Origin of the sequence: Bacillus sp. LLTC93 (assembly GCF_002993125.1) — a bacterium.
In the GTDB taxonomy this organism is placed as follows: Bacteria; Bacillota; Bacilli; order Bacillales; family Bacillaceae; genus Bacillus; species Bacillus zhangzhouensis.
Map to the genome: position 1 here is coordinate 458,591 of NZ_PVME01000002.1, position 18,863 is coordinate 477,453.

Below are 18,863 nucleotides of genomic sequence, written 5' to 3' on the forward strand. Positions count from 1 at the left end.
CTTTTTTGTATTAAGCGGCAGTTTCAAACCGCTTTCTGTTGATGAAGAAAGAAAGTGTAATGATGAGATAAATGCCCATTGTGACCATCGTTTGTACAATTGGAGTAGTTGACACAACGCCGATAAAAATGGCAATGATCGCAATCACAGAAAACCATGTTGTGAAAGGATACAGCTTGACGCGATATCCCCCTGGTTCTGCTACGCTTCGAGATTTCAAATGGCCAACAGCAATGATAAACCAGATGAATAAGACGGTATAACTTAAAGATCCCATCAAATAATTAAAGGTTTGGCTTCCCACAAAAAGAGAAATCAATACAGCCGCATACAATGTGGATGTACACACAAGGATTGCTCTGACAGGCACCTGCTGTTTTGAAAGCTTGGAGAAGCCTTTCCATATACGCCCATCCATCGCCTGCGTATAAAGGACCCTTGATGAAGCATACAGTCCAGAGTTCATAGAAGACAAAATGGCTAGTAAAATAATACCGTTCATGATGTCACTTGCATACGGCACACCAATTGTTGCAAACACTGTGACGAATGGACTCACTTGCTCATTGTTTACTTGATTCCAAGGGATTAAGCTGACAATGATAAAGAACGGAAGTACATAGAAACCGATGATTCGTACAAATGTACTTTGAATCGCCTTTGGGATGATTTTTTCAGGGTTTTTTGTTTCCGCTAATGTGACCCCAATCATCTCAGTTCCGCCATATGAATACACCACAACTAGCATGGCCGCAATTAAGCCGCCAGTTCCATTAGGGAAAAATCCACCGTGATCGGTTAAGTTGGATAATCCCGGTGCTGCATGCTGTCCAAATGAGACAAACAGCATCGTTAACCCAATGATAATAAATAAAATAATGACTGCAATTTTAATGGAAGCTAACCAGTACTCTGTCTCAGCAAACATTTTGACTGAACAAACATTGATCAATGTCACAACAAGTGAAATGATTAACACAAGCGTCCAAATCGGTACTTGCGGGAACCAGTACTGAATAAAGATCGCAGACACAATGGCTTCTGCAGCAATGTTCAGCACCCACATTTTCCAATATATCCAATCTAAGAAATAGGCCGGATATTTTCCTAACACAGGTTCAATTAAATCACGGAATGTTCTTGCGCCAGGTCGAGCAACGGTCATTTCGGCAAGTCCTTGCATAATAAATAATAAAATAAGACCACCAATCATATATGCCAAAATGACAGCAGGACCTGCAATATCAATGGCAGAACTGCTTCCTTTAAACAGACCAGCACCGATTGCACCGCCAAGCGCAAGCATCATAATATGCCTTGACGTCATTGTTCGTTTTAACTGCACATGTTCCTTTTCCATTTTCAATAGCTCCTTTAAATTTGAATCTTCAGACAAATATAGGATAAAAGCATATAAAAAGGCCAGCCATCTCCTTGAAGAGACGACTGACCTTGCAACCGCGTTACCACTCTTATTGATCCAGATATAGCTGAATCCAACTTAAAACCCGATAACGGAGGTCACACGTAAAGACTTACTATTCATTCAGTCTTACCGCTCCTTGAGCGAGTTCAATGATTCGTTTTACTGCGTTGCACCGACCCGCAGCTCTCTTAAAAAACGGATGTTCATCTACTATTCTCAAGTCAAAGCGTTTATAGTCAATTTATATATTCATCAAAGATTTTATTTTTTAAATATACTGACTAACCACGCAATTGTCAACATCCTTTTTCAGATAACCTCTTTTAGCGAATCCAAACAGCAACTTCATCCATCGGACGGCGCGTTTTTCCACGCTTTGGCTCAGTGACACGATAACCGAAGGCGGCCATCACAGAAACGTCGTACTGACCATCCTCAAGTAACCCTTCTTCATCTAGAATACGATGAATCTCATCGTAGCTAAATCCTTCAATTGGGCATGAATCAATGCCGATTTGTGCCGCAGCTGTCATCATATTTCCAAGGGCGATATACGTTTGTTTTGAAGCCCAATCAAATAATGTACGGTCATTTTCTAGCAAATGGAGATCGTTCTCTTGGAATTCTTTGTAGCGTCCCTTTACCATATCAAACGTCTCGTCTGTCATTCCTTTGATTTGCTTGTTGATATATTCTGCATATGCTGAATCATAGCGGGCATCTGTTCTTGCCAAGATGATCACAAAATGACTAGCAGTTGGAAACTGCTTTTGCGCCCCCCATGTATACTCTTTTAATTTTTCTCTAAAAGCATCATTTTGAACGACGAGGAACTTCCAAGGCTCAAATCCTACAGAACTTGGGGAAAGTCTTCCTGTTTCTAAAATAAACGCAAAATCATCCTCTGAAATCTTTTTCGTTGGATCAAACTCTTTTGTCGCATGACGGAACTCAAACGCCTCAAGGATTTCTTTTTTTAGTTGCTCTTTGTCTTGCATTTTATTCATCCTTTCTATTGAACAAATAGGGTGTGTGTTTTCACAATCCAATTTCTTTCCATTTTCATATAGAAATTGTTATGATAAAAAAACAAAAGCCCGAATATGTGATGTGATATCTCTATGGTAAAAGAAAAGCTTCCATCGATTCAAGTACGCACATTTTTGTTCGTTAGGTACAATCATGTTCGTTTATCACCATTTTCGTCTTAGAAAGGAGTGTAGAGATGAGTGAACCATCCAATCCAGTCAGCATTGTCAATCATGGCTGTCCTGTTTCGGTCACAACGAGTGTCATTGGAGGGAAATGGAAGGGAGTCATCCTTTATCATTTGACTTGCGGTCCAAAACGATACAACGAATTGCGCCGGCTTCTGCCAAGAATTTCTCAGCGTGTTCTCACGCTGCAATTACGTGAGCTTGAACAAGACGGTGTTGTTCACAGAGAAGTCTATGAGGAGATTCCCCCTCGTGTCGAATATTCCCTGACTTCTCTTGGAGATACATTAAAGCCCATCATCTTCGCCATGCGTGAATGGGGCGAATCATATGGAAAAGAAACACGCCCAAAAGAAAAAAGCTGCCATCTATAGCAGCTTTTTTTAAGATGAAATCGCTGTTGGTTCTTGCTGTGGATCATCCTTCACAAACAGGATGCCAAGCTGATGATGCTCTCCTTCGTAAGAAGCGCGTTTCTCAAACCTTGTCTGACCATTTAAGCCAATGATCTCAAGCTTTGCCAGAGCACGGTTCGTTTGAAGAGCTTCGTAAAATTCTGAAACCGTTTTGACTTCAATTCCATTTACCTTTGTAATGACTTCTCCGATCTCAAGCTTTAAATCAGCCGCTGGTGTATTCGGAATGATTCCTAGCACCATCAGCCCTTGATTACGCTTAGAGAAATAGAACGGGGCAGCATTATCATTGACCCTCTGCTTCCATGAGAGAAAGGCTCTTCCTACAATCGCTATCAATACAGCTCCCCAGACTATAGGCTTAAACCAAATACTTGCAGCACCTAGTAAGGCAACAGCGAGTCCGAGCATGAGAATACGTCGTGCCGTAATTTGAATACTGACAATTGGTAGTGATCCTTGAATCCGCTGGCCGAAGCCGATGATATAGGGAATCAAAATAAATGAAAAGCTTTGATCATGCACTTGAAGCACTGGCCACCATGGTAGAGAAGAAGTCAATTCACCTGCCGGCATCAGCAAAACAAGCGGTAAAAGCCACAGACGGTTTGCCCGCTGCTGACCAATCAAAAGTCCTCTCGCACTCATCACCATTGCAGGCGATGTACGTAAATGCGCCGTTCGATATGCTAGAATTCCCTCGGTCATTAATAGGAGCCCTAGCAAAATGACAACGGCTGATGCATTCATCATTGAGAGCTGCGGCAGCCAAGAATGGCTCACTTGGAAATACATCAGTCCAAGTGCCGCAATAAAACTGAAACCGAGTGTGTATGCAGACGAAAGCGCACTCGCCTTAAAGAATAAAGAGAATACGATGGTCATTGCTGCAATCAGCACGATGAATCCAGGCGGGAGGGCAATCCCTAAGCCTACTGAAATGACGGATAGGCAAACTCCTAGAATCCATCCCTTTGAATATGTAAATTTAAGTTCATCGTAAACATCTTCTATTCTTGTTTGAAACGCTTTTCTCTCCCGCTTTACGCGGATGTAGCCATACAATAGACTGATTAATATCATGAAATAAAAAAGAGGATGGATTAAAAACAGACCGACCGCTTTTAATCCGGCTCCCATCCACTCCGAGCTCATTATCGTTCACCGCCCAAGTCAAGCATTTTCTCTTATTCTATCAAATAAATCGATGCTTGACATCAGGTTTATTTCTCCTGATTCATCCAAAGTGTGACATTCGACAGTGAAAAATCTTTTAAATAGTGATTCACATCTACATCTAGTATGCCGCCGAGAAGCTGCATCGACCTCTTGATGTCGGTTAAGTTTATACCAAGTCTCTTATGATTATCCATTAAATAATTGAAGTATATCTCAGCACAGTCTTCATCGATTTCGTCGACTGATTCTACCGTTGTGTAATTGACCAAGTATCTGCTTAACAGCATGAGCAGACTTAATGCCTTTGTAGCGGAAAACGTCACATCTTTCGAACGACCCTTAAGCTCCTCTACCAACTCGTAATATTTTTTCTCTCTCACAATACTTGCCCTTTTCAATTGTGTACCCCCATTTACTAGTTCTTTTAAGAAAAGCGCAAACCTCGGTACAGCTCAATGCTCAAGCTGAATATCCGCAAAAAATAAAATATTTAAAATGAGTGCTACTTTTTATTGTAAGAATTATTTATGTAACATACAACTTTCAAAAGTTTCATTTTCATGACATGTTTAAATCAACAGAAAGTCTCTTATATAAATATGTTATCGGGTAAAATCGATGGAATGTTATGTTTTTTGTAAAATAAATGAATATATTTCTCGATATAATATATTTTTAAGAATAAATTTTTACAAGTTCGTGACACTAATGAACCAAAAAAAAGAGGCTTTTCTTCGCCTCTTTATTTTTTAAGATATAGTGCTTTTAGTGCAGTCTGCAGCTGGAGATCATTTTTTTCGTAGGATTTTACTTCATCTACCATTTTGTTCATCATTTTTGCTGTCTTCAAATCAATGACACCTGACTTTTCCAGATTATATGTGCTTTGGAAGGCAAGTACGGCTTTTTTCGTTTCTTCATCAAAGTATCCATCTACTCTGCCAGGGTCAAATGACAACCCTTTTAACAGCGTCTGCGCTTGTCTGACTTCTTCGTTGTTCATATCAAGCTGAAGCGGTTCTTTTAGCTGAAGCGGGCCGGCAGTAAAATAATCTGGCTGATGAATCGCAATAGTGGGCACGACACCTTTTTTGTGAATCCAATTCCCTTTTGGTGTCAGCCATTTATACAGCGTTAATTTAATATTACTTCCATCTCCCATTGGAACCGCCTGCTGCACAGTTCCTTTCCCAAAGGAGACATCCCCTACCACTTCATACTTTCCGGCTTCTTTCATTGCACCAGCAAGTATCTCAGAAGCAGATGCACTGCCTTTATCAATTAAGACGTTGACCGGGTAAGGTTTCTGTTCTTTCCGCTTTGAAAAATATCGTTTTCGGTCGCCGTTCCGTTCTGCGATTTGAATATATGGCTGATCCTTCGTTATAAAATGCTTCAAAATATCTTCTACACTTTGTAGATAGCCGCCAGGGTTTCCTCTCACATCCAGTACAAGACCCTCTATGCCCTTTTTCTCGAGCTTATTCAGGCTTGACGTGAAATCCTTCGCAGTATCTTCAGAGAAGCTAGAGATGGCAATATAGCCTGTTTTATGACCATTCACCTCTTTCATAGAGGAAGTCACTGTTTCTAGCGGGATTTCTTCTCGTTTGATATGGAACGTTAAATCTTTTTCAATTCCATTTCGTCTGATTTTCAAGGCGACAGACGTTCCTTTTTTTCCTCGTATTTTCAGTACAGCATCATTTAAGCTTTTTTCTTTCATCAGCTCACCATCAATGCTGATGATTTCATCTTTCGGCTTAAGACCTGCTTTGGCCGCAGGGGATTTTTTAAAGGCAGAGACGATAATGATCTTTCCTTCATCCACCCCCACTTCTGCCCCAATTCCCTCAAAGGAGGAATCAAGCGAATCAGAAAATTGTTTTGCAGTTTGCTTGTCCATGTAAACTGAATACGGATCATTTAAAGTTGATAGCATTCCTTGAATGGCGCCTTCAAGCAGCTTTTGGCGATCCACTTCCTCTACATATTCATTCGAAATGAGGTCATAGGCTTTTTCGATTTTCTCCATTCCATTTTCTTTCGCCCGATCACTTGATTGAGCTTGTCCAGCCATTGCAGCAGCTGCTTTCGGTGACTCCGCATGAGTCCTCTCTTTATGCGTTATCACCCCTGCACTCATTAATAGAACGATACTTGCCATAATAGATGCGATTTGTTTTTTCATATTTGGCCTCCTTCTTCAACTCTTCCTGATGACCTGAGTTATTATATGCCAGAAGAAGGGATTTCATGTAAGGACATTCTCCCTTGAAGGCTTGACTAATCATTTCATTAGGTGTAATTTTTATTCTGTTATGATCGAGAAGGAGTCTTTGCAATGTATATTATATTAACTATGCTTTTTTTAGGGATTTTATTAGGATTTGTAGGAGCTGGCGGGGCTGGTTTTGTCATCGCGTTGCTTACGTTAATATTTGATGTACCAATTCATACAGCACTAGGTACGTCTTTAGCCGCTATGGCATTTACGACATTATCAGGTGCATACAGTCACTACCGGGAAGGAAATATTCAGCTCAAATCTGGTTTGATTGTCGGTGCTTTAGCTTGTATTGCCTCTTTTGCGGGAGCAAAGGTTGCTCCTTTTATTCCAGAGGAAAGCTTGCACTATTTAACAGCCGGTATGCTCTTTTTATCTGCTGTTTTTATGATGATCAAACTATTTGTCCTCAATGAAGAAGCAGAGCAGCAGCCGCTTTCTTCACGTCAGCTGCTGACAAGGGGCATTATTTTAGGACTTGTATCAGGTATGCTGTCAGGCATGTTCGGTATTGGGTCTGCACCATTTATTCAAGTGGGACTTTTGATTTTGCTGAAGCTGTCTATTAGACAGGCTGTTGGCACGACCATGCTTGTCATTATCCCGATCTCCATTGGCGGTGGAATTGGTTATATTTCAGAAGGCTATGTTGATTTTATTTTGCTGATTCAAATCTTAATTGGAACGGTATTAGGCGCATTTATTGGTGCGAAATTTACACGCCTTGCACCGAAGCTCTTATTGAAATCCGCTGTGCTTTTAACACCGATTATTGCTGGATTACTTTTATTATTTTAAGTCAATACAGCTCAAAAAAGCCGATAACATCTGTTATCGGCTTTTTGTTAGCGGATATATTGCGCTGGATTGACTGCATTTGATTTTGCACCATTCCATAATCCTTTATGAATTTCAAAGTGAAGGTGCTGGCCATGCGATTGACCTGTGTTCCCCATATATCCAAGGAACTGTCCTTGCTCAACTCTCTGCCCTGTCGACACACTTCTTGTAGAAAGGTGGGCATATACCGTTTGATAGGTCTGTCCATTGATGTTGTGCGTAATGAACACGACATTCCCATAGCTCGTTGAGTAGCTTGAGTTCGTAACAGTTCCAGATGCTGCTGCAACGACAGATACTGTGCCTTTTGCTGCAATATCTAATCCGTAGTGCTGTCCGCCAGAACGTCCGCCAAAGCCTGATGAGAATCGGCCTGCAGCTGGTTTAATAAAGCCTGAGCTGCTTGCTGGTGTATCAGATACTTGATCTGAACCGCTGCTAGGAGATGCAGGTGCATTTTTTTCAGCAGCTGCTTGTTCAGCTTTCTTTGCTTCTTCCTTTTGACGGCGTGCTTCCTCAGACTTCACAGCAGCTTTTTGATTCGCTAGGATTTCTTGTTCATTCTCAAGCTTGCCTAGTTCATCATGTGCATGATTCTTTTTATCTGTGACATCACCTAAGATGTTTTCTTTTTCTTTATGCTTCTTAGATAAATCCTTTTTCAGTGTTTCTAGCTCTTTCAGAGATGTTTCAAGTCCACTTAGCTGATTATTTAGCTCTGCTTCTTTTTGCTCCACCAGCTCTAAATCATTTTCATGTTCTGTAATCATGTCTTTATCTGCTTCGACAATGGTTGTGACAGCTCCAACACGACTGACAAAATCACTAAAGCTGCGAGCACCTAGCAGCACATCTAAATAGTTGATTGTACCGCCGCTTTTTTGCATAGAACGAATTCGGTCTTTGAAAATCGCTTTTCTTTTTTCAATTCGCTCGTTGATGACTTGAATGTCTTTTTTCAGTTTCTTGATCTCTTGTTTCGTTTGTTTGACTTCTTTTTCTTTTTCAGCAACCTTTTCAGTTGCAGCACTTACCTTTTGGTCAATCTTTTCAATCTCTTGTTTTAACTTTGTTTCTTTCTTTTCAAGCTTTGCCAACTCAGATTTCTTTTTCTTCAAAGTTGATTCAGTTTTCGATGTTTTCTCTTCGATTTGTTGACGTTTTTGATCTAGGTCTTCGTATGCGAATGCACGATTCTCATTTCCTGGAATGTATAGCCACGTTGTTCCAATAAACGCTGCCATTCCAGCCATCATCAGCTTTCTTTTCAAAACGACATTCCCCTCCCATGACAACTATCGACACGAAGAGTCGACCGGATGAATCGGATCAACCGGTCACACCTTCTATAGAATCCTCGAGTGCTGCCATCAAATAAGATATATTTATACTTTTAAGAATTTACGGATGGACGTTAAGCTTCCCCATACACCAATGATTGCACCGATCAATAGAAGGACCAGTGATACTTGATAGACAAACGGATTATATGGAAGCATTGCAATAAATGAGCCTTGTACTCTCGGCGCCACCCAGCCCACAACATATTGATACGTGCTAAGCAATAGAGCGATTGGTATAATAGAACCAAATACACCCAGCAGTAATCCTTCAATGAAGAACGGCCAGCGGATAAACCAGTTCGTTGCACCTACTAGCTTCATAATCTCAATTTCTTTCCGTCTAGCAAAAATCGTAATTTTGATCGTATTGGAGATCAAGAACATCGCTGTAAATAAAAGCCCAATAATGAGCGCAATGCCGACATTACGTGCCACTCCGACCACATTAAAGAGTCGGCTGACTTCTTCTTTTCCATAGGTTACTTTATACGTACCCTTTAGGTTTTCTAATTTTTTCGCTACTTTTGGTGTATCGTGAGGATCCGTTGTTTTCACAATAAATGCATCGTTTAATGGGTTCTCTTGATCAACAAGTCCCATAGATTGTCCATTTTCACCAAAGCTTTTAATCAGTGCTTTTAGTTCGTCATCCTTAGATGAGTATTTCACATCACTGATTTCAGGAATCTTTTCAATTTCTGCTTTTAATTCATCCTGCTGCTTTTGATTCGCCGTTAAATCGATTAATACTTTTACTTCTACTTCTTTTTCAGCGTTCGATGCCATGTTATTCAAGTTGAGCATAATGACAAGAAAAACCCCAACTAAAATCAGTGTGACAGTGACCGCACTAATTGATGCAAATGTCATCCACGTGTTTCTTCCAAGTGAACGGAAGCTCTCACGTAAATGCCGCGAGAGAGTTTTAATCATAAATTCCGTACTCCCCTCTTGCTTCGTCACGCACAATCATACCATCTTCGATTGCGATGACGCGTTTCTTGATGCTGTTTACAATCTCTTTGTTGTGTGTCGCCATGACAACTGTTGTTCCGCGGTTATTAATCTCTTCCAGTGTCTTCATGATTTCCATTGATGTATCTGGATCTAGGTTTCCTGTAGGCTCATCTGCAATGACCACCTCAGGACTATTGACGATCGATCTTGCAATAGATACACGCTGCTGTTCACCGCCAGAAAGCTGGTCAGGAAATTGACGCGCTTTGTGTTTCAACTGTACCAAATCGAGTACATCAAGCACTTTTTTCTTAATGATACTTGGCTGTTCACCAATAACTTCAAGGGCAAATGCCACGTTCTCAAACACTGTAAGGGTCGGTAGCAGTTTGAAATCTTGGAATACCACGCCGATTTCTCTTCTCACATAAGGGATTTCTTTTTCCTTAATTGAGCCTAGATCTTTGTTATTAATGAAAATTTTCCCTTTGGTTGGCTTCTCTTCACGATACATCATTTTGATAAAAGTGGATTTACCAGCACCACTGGGACCAACAACATACACAAACTCTCCTGGATGGATAGAGACATTGATTCCATTGATCGCCTTTACGCCATTAGGATAGATCTTGTAGACTTCCTTCATTTCAATCATGTAATCACCTAATCTTTTCTTATTCGCTGACTAACAGCTTATCATGATGTTTTGACACTTATCGTCAAAAAACGTTATGTATGGTCACGCACATACCCTTCGATACGTACAAGCAATTTATGTCCTTTTCATCCAAAAAGATGAAAAAATTGATCATCAAAATTTCAACAACTCCAATTATACGTCATGAATCGACGCAATGGTATTACATTTATATTTCAAAACTTATAAATAAAAGGTAAATAGAACAACCAAAACCGAAAAACATGTCTTTTTACCCTTATTTTTTAAATAAAATTTAATATAATGCGCTCTCATACTATTCAAAAGTCTTTTTCTACATATAGAAAATAAAAAAACCTTGTCGATTAGACAAAGGTTTTATTTTTTCTCTGCAAGCCATTTTGCGACTTCTTTTGCTTGTTTTTCATCTACCATCCCGCTTGGCATAGACCCTTTACCGTTCTGTGCAATGTCTGCGATTTGGCTTTCGTTATATTTCTTCCCTACTTCTTTCAGGCTTGGTCCGCCTCCGCCAGATAAATCTTTTCCATGACAGCCAATACAGTTTTGCTGATAAATTTCCTCACCACTGCTCACAGTAGAAGCACTCTTACTGCCTTCTTTGTCACTGCTGCTTGAATTTCCTCCACAAGCCGCAAGTACAAAAAGCATTGTCACAAATAGAAGTGTTAAGCCGCTCTTTTTCATCTATTTCCCTCCCTTACAATCATTTGGTCATCGCTATTATATCCTTGTTTACGCCCTTTTAAAACCCTCACCCAGCACCTCTTTTGCGTCCATCACGATGACAAATGCTGATGCATCGATTGCTTTCACGACTTGTTTCAACTTTGTGAATTGTGTTTGTCCCACGACACACATGAGAATCGGACGGTCATGATCGGTATATCCTCCGACTGCCGAGATTTTCGTCACACCACGGTCAATTTGATCAAAAACCGCCTGTCTGACCTCATCCTCATGCCCTGTAATGATCATCGCCATTTTCGAATGACTGAAGCCGGCCTGTACCACATCAATTGTTTTACTCGAAATAAATACACCAATGACCGCGTACAGTCCCTCTTCGATCCCAAAAACAGTCATGGCAGCGAGGACAATCAGGCCATCCATCATCGCTAAACATGTGCCCAGCGTCAGTCCTGTGTACTTATTAATGATTTTGGCAGCGAGTGCCGTTCCACCCGTTGATCCATTCCCAAGGAACACTAGCCCTATCCCGATTCCAATCACCACTCCACCAAAAATGGCTGCTAATAGTGCTTCATGTGTCACAGGAGCAATATGTCTTGTTAAGAACACCATCAAAGGTAAAAAAATAGACCCAACGAGTGTTTTCACTCCAAATGTACCGCCTAATAAATAAAAACCAGCGATAAACAGCGGAATATTAAGTCCCCACTGCACATACGCCGCTTCGAAACCGAATGACTGCATAATGGTACTAATTCCGCTCACGCCCCCAGCGGCAATCTGATTCGGTAATAATAACGTATTAAATCCAATCGCCACGATGGCTGATCCTATTAAAATGAACAGATAATTTTTCGCTTCGATCAAAAATTGAGAATGTCCCTGCTTCATGTCTTTCTTCCTCCGTTACTTCTGAATGCACACCTATTTTAAGCTCTCCTATACGGAATGTAAATAACAGCCAAATGCAGTGCTAATGGATTAATACTTTATCACACAGCCGGATCAGCGTATTCGCCAGTTGGCATGAGAGTAAATGATGGTATATTTAATATGTACATGAGAAAGAAGGGACATGCGATGAAGAAACTATTGAAAATAACGGGCATTACATTACTTGCACTAATCATCTTATCTTTTGGTACTTTCTATACATGGAGCCGCTTTACATATGGACCCTCCGAAGCATTAAAAAAGCAGGTGAACATCGAGCAAGTGGAACATAAAAATGGTGTTTATGCATTTGAAACTACAAAAAGCGATACTGGCGTCATTCTCTATCCCGGTGCAAAGGTGGAACCACTTGCTTACGCCTATATAGGAGATGCGCTAATGAAAAAAGGCTATTCTGTCTTTATCCCCGAGATGCCATTTTCCTTTGCGATCTTCAATACAAAGAAAGCACAGGACATCATCAAGGATCATCAAGCCATCAAACACTGGTATATTGGCGGTCATTCACTTGGCGGGACAGCTGCCGCTATGTATGCAGAAGAAAACCAAAGCAAGCTAGACGGACTCTTTTTCCTTGCTTCCTATCCAGCATCAGATGATCTGAAACAAGCACCCTTCAAGGTACTATCTATCTCGGGTGAAAAGGATGGGCTAGCGACACAAGAGAAAATCAAGCAGTCGAAAAAACAGCTGCCTTCTCAAACGGTATACCATGAGATCCAAGGCGGGAATCATGCGCAATTTGGCATCTACGGCAAACAAAAAGGTGATCGGCCTGCTGATATTCCAGCCCTAACGCAGCAAAAAGATATCATTCAGAGGATGATTGAATGGTTAAAGCCAGCAAAAAAGCTCCCGTAATGGGGAGCTTTCAGATTGTTGACAAAGGGCTAAAATGATCCTTATTTTAGCCCTTTGTCTTCTTTTCAGCGTGATATGAAAACCCTTGAAGTCTAGGAAGGCCGAGTACTGGCGCGGAGCGAATTTGAGATTCGTGAGCACCGGCACGCAGGACTGACACCGAATGCGAGGGTTTGTCTTCACGCTGAAAGCTCCCGTAATGGGGAGCTTTTCATTTTTTCGTCGCTTCTAAAAACTCTTCTGCATCTGCTACTGCCAAAGAAATGGCTTCTTCCCAAAATGCTTTTTGGGTAAGATCGACGCCCAAATGCTTATATGCTAAATCTTCTACTGTCATTGAAGCTGTATCCTTTAATAACGCAATGTATTTCTCTTCAAACGATGCCCCAGCCTGCAATGCTTTTGCATAAATACCTAGCGAGAACATGTAACCAAATGTGTATGGGAAATTATAAAATGGCACACCCGTGATATGGAAATGCAGTTTAGACGCCCAGAAATGCGGATGGTATTCATCTAAAGAGTCACCAAAGGCTTCCTTCTGCGCTTCTACCATCAGCTCATTCAAGCGGTCAGCCGGCACTTCTCCATGTTTACGCTCTTCATAGAAGCGCTGTTCAAATAAGAAACGTGATTGAATGTTCATAAAGAATGCCACACTTCTCTGCAGCTTATCCTCTAACAAGCTGAGACGCTCCTCTTCATTTGTCGCTTCTTTTAATGAAGCATCAGCCACAATCATTTCTGCGAATGTCGACGCCGTTTCAGCTACATTCATGGCATATTTACGATTCAAAATACGAACATCCTGCATCACTTCCTGATGGAACGAATGACCAAGCTCATGCGCTAGTGTCGCAACATTGGATGGACTTCCCGAGAAGGTCATAAAAATGCGCGATTCTCCGCTGTCAGGGAAATTCGTACAAAAGCCGCCCACTCGTTTGTTTGGACGATCCTCTGCTTCTACCCAGCTTTCATTAAATGCTTTTTCAGTAAAGGCTGCAAGCTCTTCTCCGAATCCAGCGAAATGTTTCACAATAAAAGCAGCTGCCTCTTGATAAGGATAGATTTTTGTCTCACTTCCAATAGGAGCCCCAACATCAAACCAACTCAGCTTATGAACACCAAGCATGTCAGCTTTACGTTGTAAGTAATCAATGAACGGCTGCTTATGTTCATCAATCACAGACCACATCGCATCAAGGGTTTCTTGTTTCATCCGGCAAATATCAAGCGGCTCTTTTAAAATATGATCCCAGCCTCTTGCTTCATACACTTGCAAACGAAAGCCAGCCAGATGATTGAGGGTGCTTGCAAATAAATGTTCATCCTGTGTCCATGCATTCTCTAGGTTATGATAAACGGCCTTTCTGACTTCACGATCTGAATCATCCATCGCATTTTCCGCTTGGCCGACAGAAATCATCTGTGTTTCACCATTTTGCTCAAATGGAATGGTAATCTTGTTCACTAAGCTAGAATAGAGCTCATCCCACGCGTGGTATCCATCTACGGCTAATTTTTGAATCAACGTTTCTTGTTCAACAGGAAGTTGATCCTTCACACGCTCTCTGCGTTCATTTAATATGTAGCGAACATCTGAGAAGGCTGCTGAATTCATCAGATCTTCCCACTTGTTCGAAGGAATTGCAGCAAGCGCTTGATCAAACAACGCAAGAATGGTTCCTAGTTCGGCTTCAAGCTTGGCAATCTTACCTCGAAGACTACCTGCCTTCATATCCTTCGTATTTTGAGATTGTAGACAAGATACAAATGAACCTGCTTGAGACAGTTTTTTATATGTGGTTTCATACGTGTCAAGGACAGACGTTAACCTGCTTTCAATGTGTGTATCTTCTTTTGAGAAGGCATCCACCTTTTGGCGTAATTCATCTAGTAGCTGTTGAATGTGCTGCAAGTATGTCATAAATTCTGGTGAAGAACTGCCTCCTTTAAAAAAGGCATCTAAATCCCACGTCTCTTGTAATGGTTTTAGTCCCAAAGTATTTCCCCCTTTATTTGCTAATTTCATCATACAAAGGATATAGAGTCAGTATGGCGTATGTATTCCTTTATATTCATTTATTTTCTCACAATTAAAAAAACCCAGCAAGAAGCCGAGTTTTTATGATAATTTCGAACGTAAATAAGCATCGATAAATGAATCTAAATCTCCATCCATGACCGCTTGAACATTTCCCATCTCCGTATTGGTTCGATGGTCTTTCACAAGAGAGTATGGGTGGAATACATAAGAGCGAATTTGGCTGCCCCAGCCAATTTCTTTCTGTTCTCCTCTGATTTCATCCAATTCTGCCTGCTGTTCTTCGATTCGCTTTTGATAGAGTTTCGATTTCAGCATTTTCATTGCACGTTCTCTATTTTTGATTTGTGATCTTTCTGTTTGGCATGTCACCACGACATTTGTTGGAATGTGTGTGATACGAACCGCAGAGTCCGTCGTATTGACGTGCTGACCACCTGCACCGCTTGCACGATACGTATCAACCTTAATGTCCTCTGTACGAATATCAATATCTATTTCTTCATTGAATTCTGGCATGACATCACAGGAAACGAAGGATGTATGTCTACGGCCAGATGAATCAAAAGGAGAAATACGCACCAAACGATGGACACCTTTTTCTGCTTTTAAGTAACCGTAGGCGTTATGCCCTTTAATCAATAATGTCACAGACTTAATTCCTGCTTCATCGCCAGGAAGATAATCAAGCGTTTCAACTTTAAAGCCTCTGCGCTCCGCCCAGCGAGTGTACATTCTCAGGAGCATAGAACCCCAATCCTGTGATTCAGTACCGCCTGCACCGGGGTGAAGCTCAAGAATGGCATTGTTTTTGTCGTATGGTTCGCTTAAGAGAAGCTGCAGCTCAAACTCGTTAAACTGTTTTGTTAAGTTCTTCAGCTCTTTTTCAAGATCTGCATGAAGCTCACCGTCATAATCTTCCTTTAATAAGTCATGCGTCATTTGCAGCTCTTCATGTGACTCACTGAGCTCATGATATGTAATCACATAATCCTTCAGTGCATTGGCTTCATTAATGACACCTTGCGCCTTTTGCTGATCATTCCAAAAATCAGCCTCTGACATCGTCGCTTCAAGTTCTGCGATTTTGGCTTCTTTTGTTTCTAAGTCAAAGAGACCCCCTAAAATCAGCTAGCCTGCTAGCCATATTTTCAAGCTCTTGTCTAATTTCTACTAATTCCATATCCTTCACCTCATAGATGTATGGGGGCTGACATGAATAGAAAGAGGTTTTCACCTCTTTCCATTACTTATTCTGTCTTCCCATGACAATTTTTATATTTCTTGCCGCTTCCGCAGTGACATGGTGAATTACGCCCAATGTCCACAACTTTACGTACCGGCTTTTTCTTCACTGTCTTCTCCTCATCGCCCTCTTGAGGCTGATGAGCAGTAGTTTGACCTTGAACAACTTCTTCACGTTCTAGGTTGTTTTGGATTTCTGATTTTAGGACATATTTGGCTACATCATCTTCAATTGAAGCCACCATATTCTCAAACATCGCAAATCCTTCCATTTGGTATTCACGAAGCGGGTTTGTTTGTGCATACGCACGTAAATGAATTCCTTGACGCAGCTGATCCATTGCATCAATGTGATCCATCCACTTCGAATCTACCGCACGAAGGACGATGACTTTTTCAAATTCACGCATTTGTTCATCGCCAAATGTTTCTTCTTTTGCATCGTATTTCTCTTTAATACGATCCATGATGAAGGACGTAATTTCATCTGCTTCTTTACCGAAGATATCTTTGACCGTAATGGCCCCTTCATCTAAATAGTTCGTGTTGATTAATTCAACAAGACCATCTAGTTTCCACTCTTCTGGAAGCTCTTCTTTCGGCGTATAAGATCCAACAGCTCGCTCAATAGAAGATTGAATCATATTGATCACAATCGATTTCAAGTTATCCGAATCGATCACTTCAAAGCGCTGTTTGTAAATCACTTCACGCTGTTGACGCAGCACATCATCATATTGTAGAAGCTGCTTACGGGAATCAAAGTTGTTCCCCTCAACACGTTTTTGAGAAGATTCAACGGCTTTAGATACCATTTTACTTTGAATTGGTGTAGTGTCATCCATTCCAAAGCGATCAAGCATCGCCATCGTCCGCTCTGCACCGAATCGGCGCATCAATTCATCTTCCATGGATAAATAAAATTGTGTAATCCCTGGGTCTCCTTGACGACCAGAACGTCCACGAAGCTGGTTATCAATACGGCGTGATTCATGACGCTCTGTCCCAACAACAGCCAGACCGCCCAGTTCTTTCACACCTTCGCCAAGCTTGATGTCTGTACCACGGCCCGCCATGTTTGTCGCAATCGTGACGGCACCTTTTTGACCAGCTTCCTCAATAATTTGTGCTTCACGCTCATGGTTTTTCGCGTTTAACACTTGATGAGGAATGCCTTTATTTTTGAGCAGCTTAGAAATAAGCTCAGATGTCTCAACAGCAACTGTTCCGACAAGAACTGGCTGCCCTATCATATAACGCTGGGCAACATCCTCAGCCACTGCTTTAAATTTACCCTCCATTGTGCGGTAAATTAAATCAGGTCTGTCATCACGAACCACTGGTTGATTGGTCGGGATTGTCACAACCTGCATGTTGTAAATGTTACGGAATTCCTCTTCTTCCGTTTTCGCTGTACCTGTCATACCGGATAATTTTTCATACATACGGAAGTAGTTCTGGAACGTAATCGTTGCAAGTGTCATGCTTTCATTCTGCACTTCAAGACCTTCTTTTGCCTCGATGGCTTGATGCAGACCTTCACTGTAGCGGCGCCCTTTCATTAAACGTCCTGTGAAGGAGTCAACAATGACGACTTGGCCATCTTCCACGACATAATCAACGTCTTTTTGCATCGCAACATGTGCCTTCAAGGCCTGAGCGATGTGGTGGTTCAGCGCGACATGTTTGACATCAAACAGGTTCTCGATGCCGAATGCTTTTTCCGCCTTCGTCATTCCGCTTTCTGTCAGCTGCACACTTTTTGTCTTAATATCATACGTGAAATCGTCTTCTATTTTTAATGTACGCACAAAAGCATTTGCTTGTACGTAAAGTTTCGTCGATTTCGCTGCTTGTCCAGAAATAATAAGAGGTGTTCTCGCTTCATCAATTAAGATGGAGTCAACCTCATCGATGACGGCATAATGAAGTGGTCTTTGCACCATTTGCTCTTTGTAAAGCACCATGTTATCTCGTAAATAGTCAAAGCCAAGTTCATTGTTTGTTGAATACGTGATATCAGCGGCATACGCTTCTCTTTTTTCATCTTTGTCTAAACTGTTTAAGTTTAAGCCCACCGTTAATCCAAGAAATTCAAAAATCTTGCCCATTTCCTCCGCATCACGGCTTGCCAAATATTCGTTGACTGTCACAATGTGGACACCTTTACCAGAAAGAGCATTTAAATAAACAGGCATCGTTGATGTCAACGTTTTACCTTCACCTGTTTTCATCTCAGAGATGTTGCCTTCATGAAGCGCGATCCCCCCCATGAGCTGCACCTTAAATGGGAACATTCCTGTCACGCGGCGAGATGCCTCGCGTACTGTTGCAAATGCTTCCACCAACAGGTCATCCACGGATTGTCCTTTTTCGAGTTTTTCTTTAAATTCGATCGTTTTATTTCGTAAAGCCTCGTCAGATAATTTCTCAAAATCTTGAGCGAGAGCTTCAATTTCATTTGCCTTTTTTTCATATCGGCTGATCGTACGTTTCGTAGGATCAAACACTTTATTTAAGATTCCAAGCATATAATAACGCTCCTCTATTTCATGCAATTTTTCGGCATGTCCAAAAGTTTGACAGGTCCATATTTACCTGCATTTATCATACCATACCTTCATTCATTTCCAAAGAATTTGCAATGATTTAGCACAAAAAACCCGCCCCTCATCAAGGGAACGGGTTTACTTTTTTTAGGTTATTTTTAGATCAACAG

Annotated in this window: 16 protein-coding genes and 1 other annotated feature; of the genes, 3 read left to right on the forward strand and 13 right to left on the reverse strand. The window is 41.2% G+C overall.

Annotated features, from left to right (window positions below):
* Nucleotides 1-10 precede the first annotated feature (10 nt).
* Nucleotides 11-1,360, reverse strand: a complete 1,350-nt coding sequence (locus tag C6W18_RS07590) for an amino acid permease (protein ID WP_034318673.1) — start codon at nt 1,358-1,360, stop codon at nt 11-13.
* Nucleotides 1,361-1,435: 75 nt separating this feature from the next.
* Nucleotides 1,436-1,660: a binding site (T-box leader), on the reverse strand.
* Between the two features lie 89 nt (nt 1,661-1,749).
* On the reverse strand, nt 1,750-2,424 hold the full coding sequence (locus C6W18_RS07595; RefSeq protein ID WP_105927033.1) for an NAD(P)H-dependent oxidoreductase: 675 nt from the start codon (nt 2,422-2,424) through the stop codon (nt 1,750-1,752).
* Nucleotides 2,425-2,651: 227 nt separating this feature from the next.
* Between C6W18_RS07595 and C6W18_RS07600 the strand changes: the two genes are divergently transcribed.
* Entirely contained in the window at nt 2,652-3,017 is a 366-nt protein-coding gene (locus C6W18_RS07600) for a winged helix-turn-helix transcriptional regulator (protein ID WP_105927035.1), read from the forward strand.
* Between the two features lie 9 nt (nt 3,018-3,026).
* Here C6W18_RS07600 and C6W18_RS07605 read toward each other — a convergent pair whose 3' ends face one another.
* The 3 genes from C6W18_RS07605 to ctpB all read right to left on the reverse strand — a co-directional run bounded on the left by C6W18_RS07605 (nt 3,027) and on the right by ctpB (nt 6,429).
* Nucleotides 3,027-4,214 carry a PDZ domain-containing protein gene (locus C6W18_RS07605; protein ID WP_034318665.1) on the reverse strand — a complete coding sequence of 396 codons (1,188 nt, stop codon included), beginning with the start codon at nt 4,212-4,214 and terminating at the stop codon, nt 3,027-3,029.
* 68 nt (nt 4,215-4,282) lie between these two features.
* Nucleotides 4,283-4,636: a swarming motility protein SwrAA gene (locus C6W18_RS07610; protein ID WP_034318662.1), complete on the reverse strand. Its 354-nt coding sequence runs from the start codon at nt 4,634-4,636 to the stop codon at nt 4,283-4,285.
* A gap of 344 nt (nt 4,637-4,980) precedes the next feature.
* Complete coding sequence (ctpB, locus tag C6W18_RS07615) at nt 4,981-6,429, reverse strand: carboxy-terminal processing protease CtpB (RefSeq protein ID WP_034318659.1); 1,449 nt, start codon at nt 6,427-6,429, stop codon at nt 4,981-4,983.
* 153 nt (nt 6,430-6,582) lie between these two features.
* Here ctpB and C6W18_RS07620 point away from each other — a divergent pair, with 153 nt between their 5' ends.
* Nucleotides 6,583-7,323, forward strand: a complete 741-nt coding sequence (locus C6W18_RS07620; RefSeq protein ID WP_034318656.1) for a sulfite exporter TauE/SafE family protein — start codon at nt 6,583-6,585, stop codon at nt 7,321-7,323.
* 47 nt (nt 7,324-7,370) lie between these two features.
* Here the strand turns inward: C6W18_RS07620 and C6W18_RS07625 are convergent, their stop codons facing one another.
* The 5 genes from C6W18_RS07625 to C6W18_RS07645 all read right to left on the reverse strand — a co-directional run bounded on the left by C6W18_RS07625 (nt 7,371) and on the right by C6W18_RS07645 (nt 11,928).
* Complete coding sequence (locus C6W18_RS07625; RefSeq protein ID WP_034318654.1) at nt 7,371-8,636, reverse strand: murein hydrolase activator EnvC family protein; 1,266 nt, start codon at nt 8,634-8,636, stop codon at nt 7,371-7,373.
* 114 nt (nt 8,637-8,750) lie between these two features.
* The gene (gene ftsX / locus C6W18_RS07630; RefSeq protein WP_034318652.1) at nt 8,751-9,641 is read right to left on the reverse strand and encodes a permease-like cell division protein FtsX; all 891 of its coding nucleotides are present in this window, start codon (nt 9,639-9,641) and stop codon (nt 8,751-8,753) included.
* Entirely contained in the window at nt 9,634-10,320 is a 687-nt protein-coding gene (gene ftsE, locus C6W18_RS07635) for a cell division ATP-binding protein FtsE (protein ID WP_105927037.1), read from the reverse strand. Before ftsE ends, ftsX begins: the two co-directional genes overlap by 8 nt.
* Nucleotides 10,321-10,701: 381 nt before the next feature.
* On the reverse strand, nt 10,702-11,031 hold the full coding sequence (gene cccB, locus C6W18_RS07640) for a cytochrome c551 (RefSeq protein WP_034318648.1): 330 nt from the start codon (nt 11,029-11,031) through the stop codon (nt 10,702-10,704).
* Between the two features lie 48 nt (nt 11,032-11,079).
* Complete coding sequence (locus C6W18_RS07645; RefSeq protein ID WP_105927039.1) at nt 11,080-11,928, reverse strand: YitT family protein; 849 nt, start codon at nt 11,926-11,928, stop codon at nt 11,080-11,082.
* Nucleotides 11,929-12,117: 189 nt separating this feature from the next.
* On the opposite strand from C6W18_RS07645, the gene C6W18_RS07650 reads away from it, so the two are divergent.
* Entirely contained in the window at nt 12,118-12,852 is a 735-nt protein-coding gene (locus C6W18_RS07650) for an alpha/beta fold hydrolase (RefSeq protein WP_105927041.1), read from the forward strand.
* Between the two features lie 211 nt (nt 12,853-13,063).
* Here C6W18_RS07650 and C6W18_RS07655 read toward each other — a convergent pair whose 3' ends face one another.
* The 3 genes from C6W18_RS07655 to secA form a co-directional block, all read right to left on the reverse strand.
* Complete coding sequence (locus C6W18_RS07655) at nt 13,064-14,857, reverse strand: M3 family oligoendopeptidase (protein WP_105927043.1); 1,794 nt, start codon at nt 14,855-14,857, stop codon at nt 13,064-13,066.
* A 123-nt stretch (nt 14,858-14,980) separates the two neighbouring features.
* A protein-coding gene (gene prfB / locus C6W18_RS07660) for a peptide chain release factor 2 (RefSeq protein ID WP_105927045.1) occupies nt 14,981-16,082 on the reverse strand; the annotation gives its coding sequence in 2 pieces (ribosomal slippage) (nt 14,981-16,009 and nt 16,011-16,082; 1,101 coding nt in all).
* Between the two features lie 67 nt (nt 16,083-16,149).
* Nucleotides 16,150-18,675: a preprotein translocase subunit SecA gene (gene secA / locus C6W18_RS07665; RefSeq protein WP_105927047.1), complete on the reverse strand. Its 2,526-nt coding sequence runs from the start codon at nt 18,673-18,675 to the stop codon at nt 16,150-16,152.
* Nucleotides 18,676-18,863 lie beyond the last annotated feature (188 nt).

Excerpts from the sequence above, each read along its gene's own strand:
- C6W18_RS07590 (WP_034318673.1), bottom strand. The coding sequence starts at position 1,360 with ATGGAAAAGGAACATGTGCAGTTAAAACGAACAATGACGTCAAGGCAT.
- C6W18_RS07595 (WP_105927033.1), bottom strand. The coding sequence starts at position 2,424 with ATGCAAGACAAAGAGCAACTAAAAAAAGAAATCCTTGAGGCGTTTGAG.
- C6W18_RS07600 (WP_105927035.1), top strand. The coding sequence starts at position 2,652 with ATGAGTGAACCATCCAATCCAGTCAGCATTGTCAATCATGGCTGTCCT.
- C6W18_RS07605 (WP_034318665.1), bottom strand. The coding sequence starts at position 4,214 with ATGAGCTCGGAGTGGATGGGAGCCGGATTAAAAGCGGTCGGTCTGTTT.
- ctpB (WP_034318659.1), bottom strand. The coding sequence starts at position 6,429 with ATGAAAAAACAAATCGCATCTATTATGGCAAGTATCGTTCTATTAATG.
- C6W18_RS07620 (WP_034318656.1), top strand. The coding sequence starts at position 6,583 with ATGTATATTATATTAACTATGCTTTTTTTAGGGATTTTATTAGGATTT.
- ftsX (WP_034318652.1), bottom strand. The coding sequence starts at position 9,641 with ATGATTAAAACTCTCTCGCGGCATTTACGTGAGAGCTTCCGTTCACTT.
- ftsE (WP_105927037.1), bottom strand. The coding sequence starts at position 10,320 with ATGATTGAAATGAAGGAAGTCTACAAGATCTATCCTAATGGCGTAAAG.
- cccB (WP_034318648.1), bottom strand. The coding sequence starts at position 11,031 with ATGAAAAAGAGCGGCTTAACACTTCTATTTGTGACAATGCTTTTTGTA.
- C6W18_RS07645 (WP_105927039.1), bottom strand. The coding sequence starts at position 11,928 with ATGAAGCAGGGACATTCTCAATTTTTGATCGAAGCGAAAAATTATCTG.
- C6W18_RS07650 (WP_105927041.1), top strand. The coding sequence starts at position 12,118 with ATGAAGAAACTATTGAAAATAACGGGCATTACATTACTTGCACTAATC.
- secA (WP_105927047.1), bottom strand. The coding sequence starts at position 18,675 with ATGCTTGGAATCTTAAATAAAGTGTTTGATCCTACGAAACGTACGATC.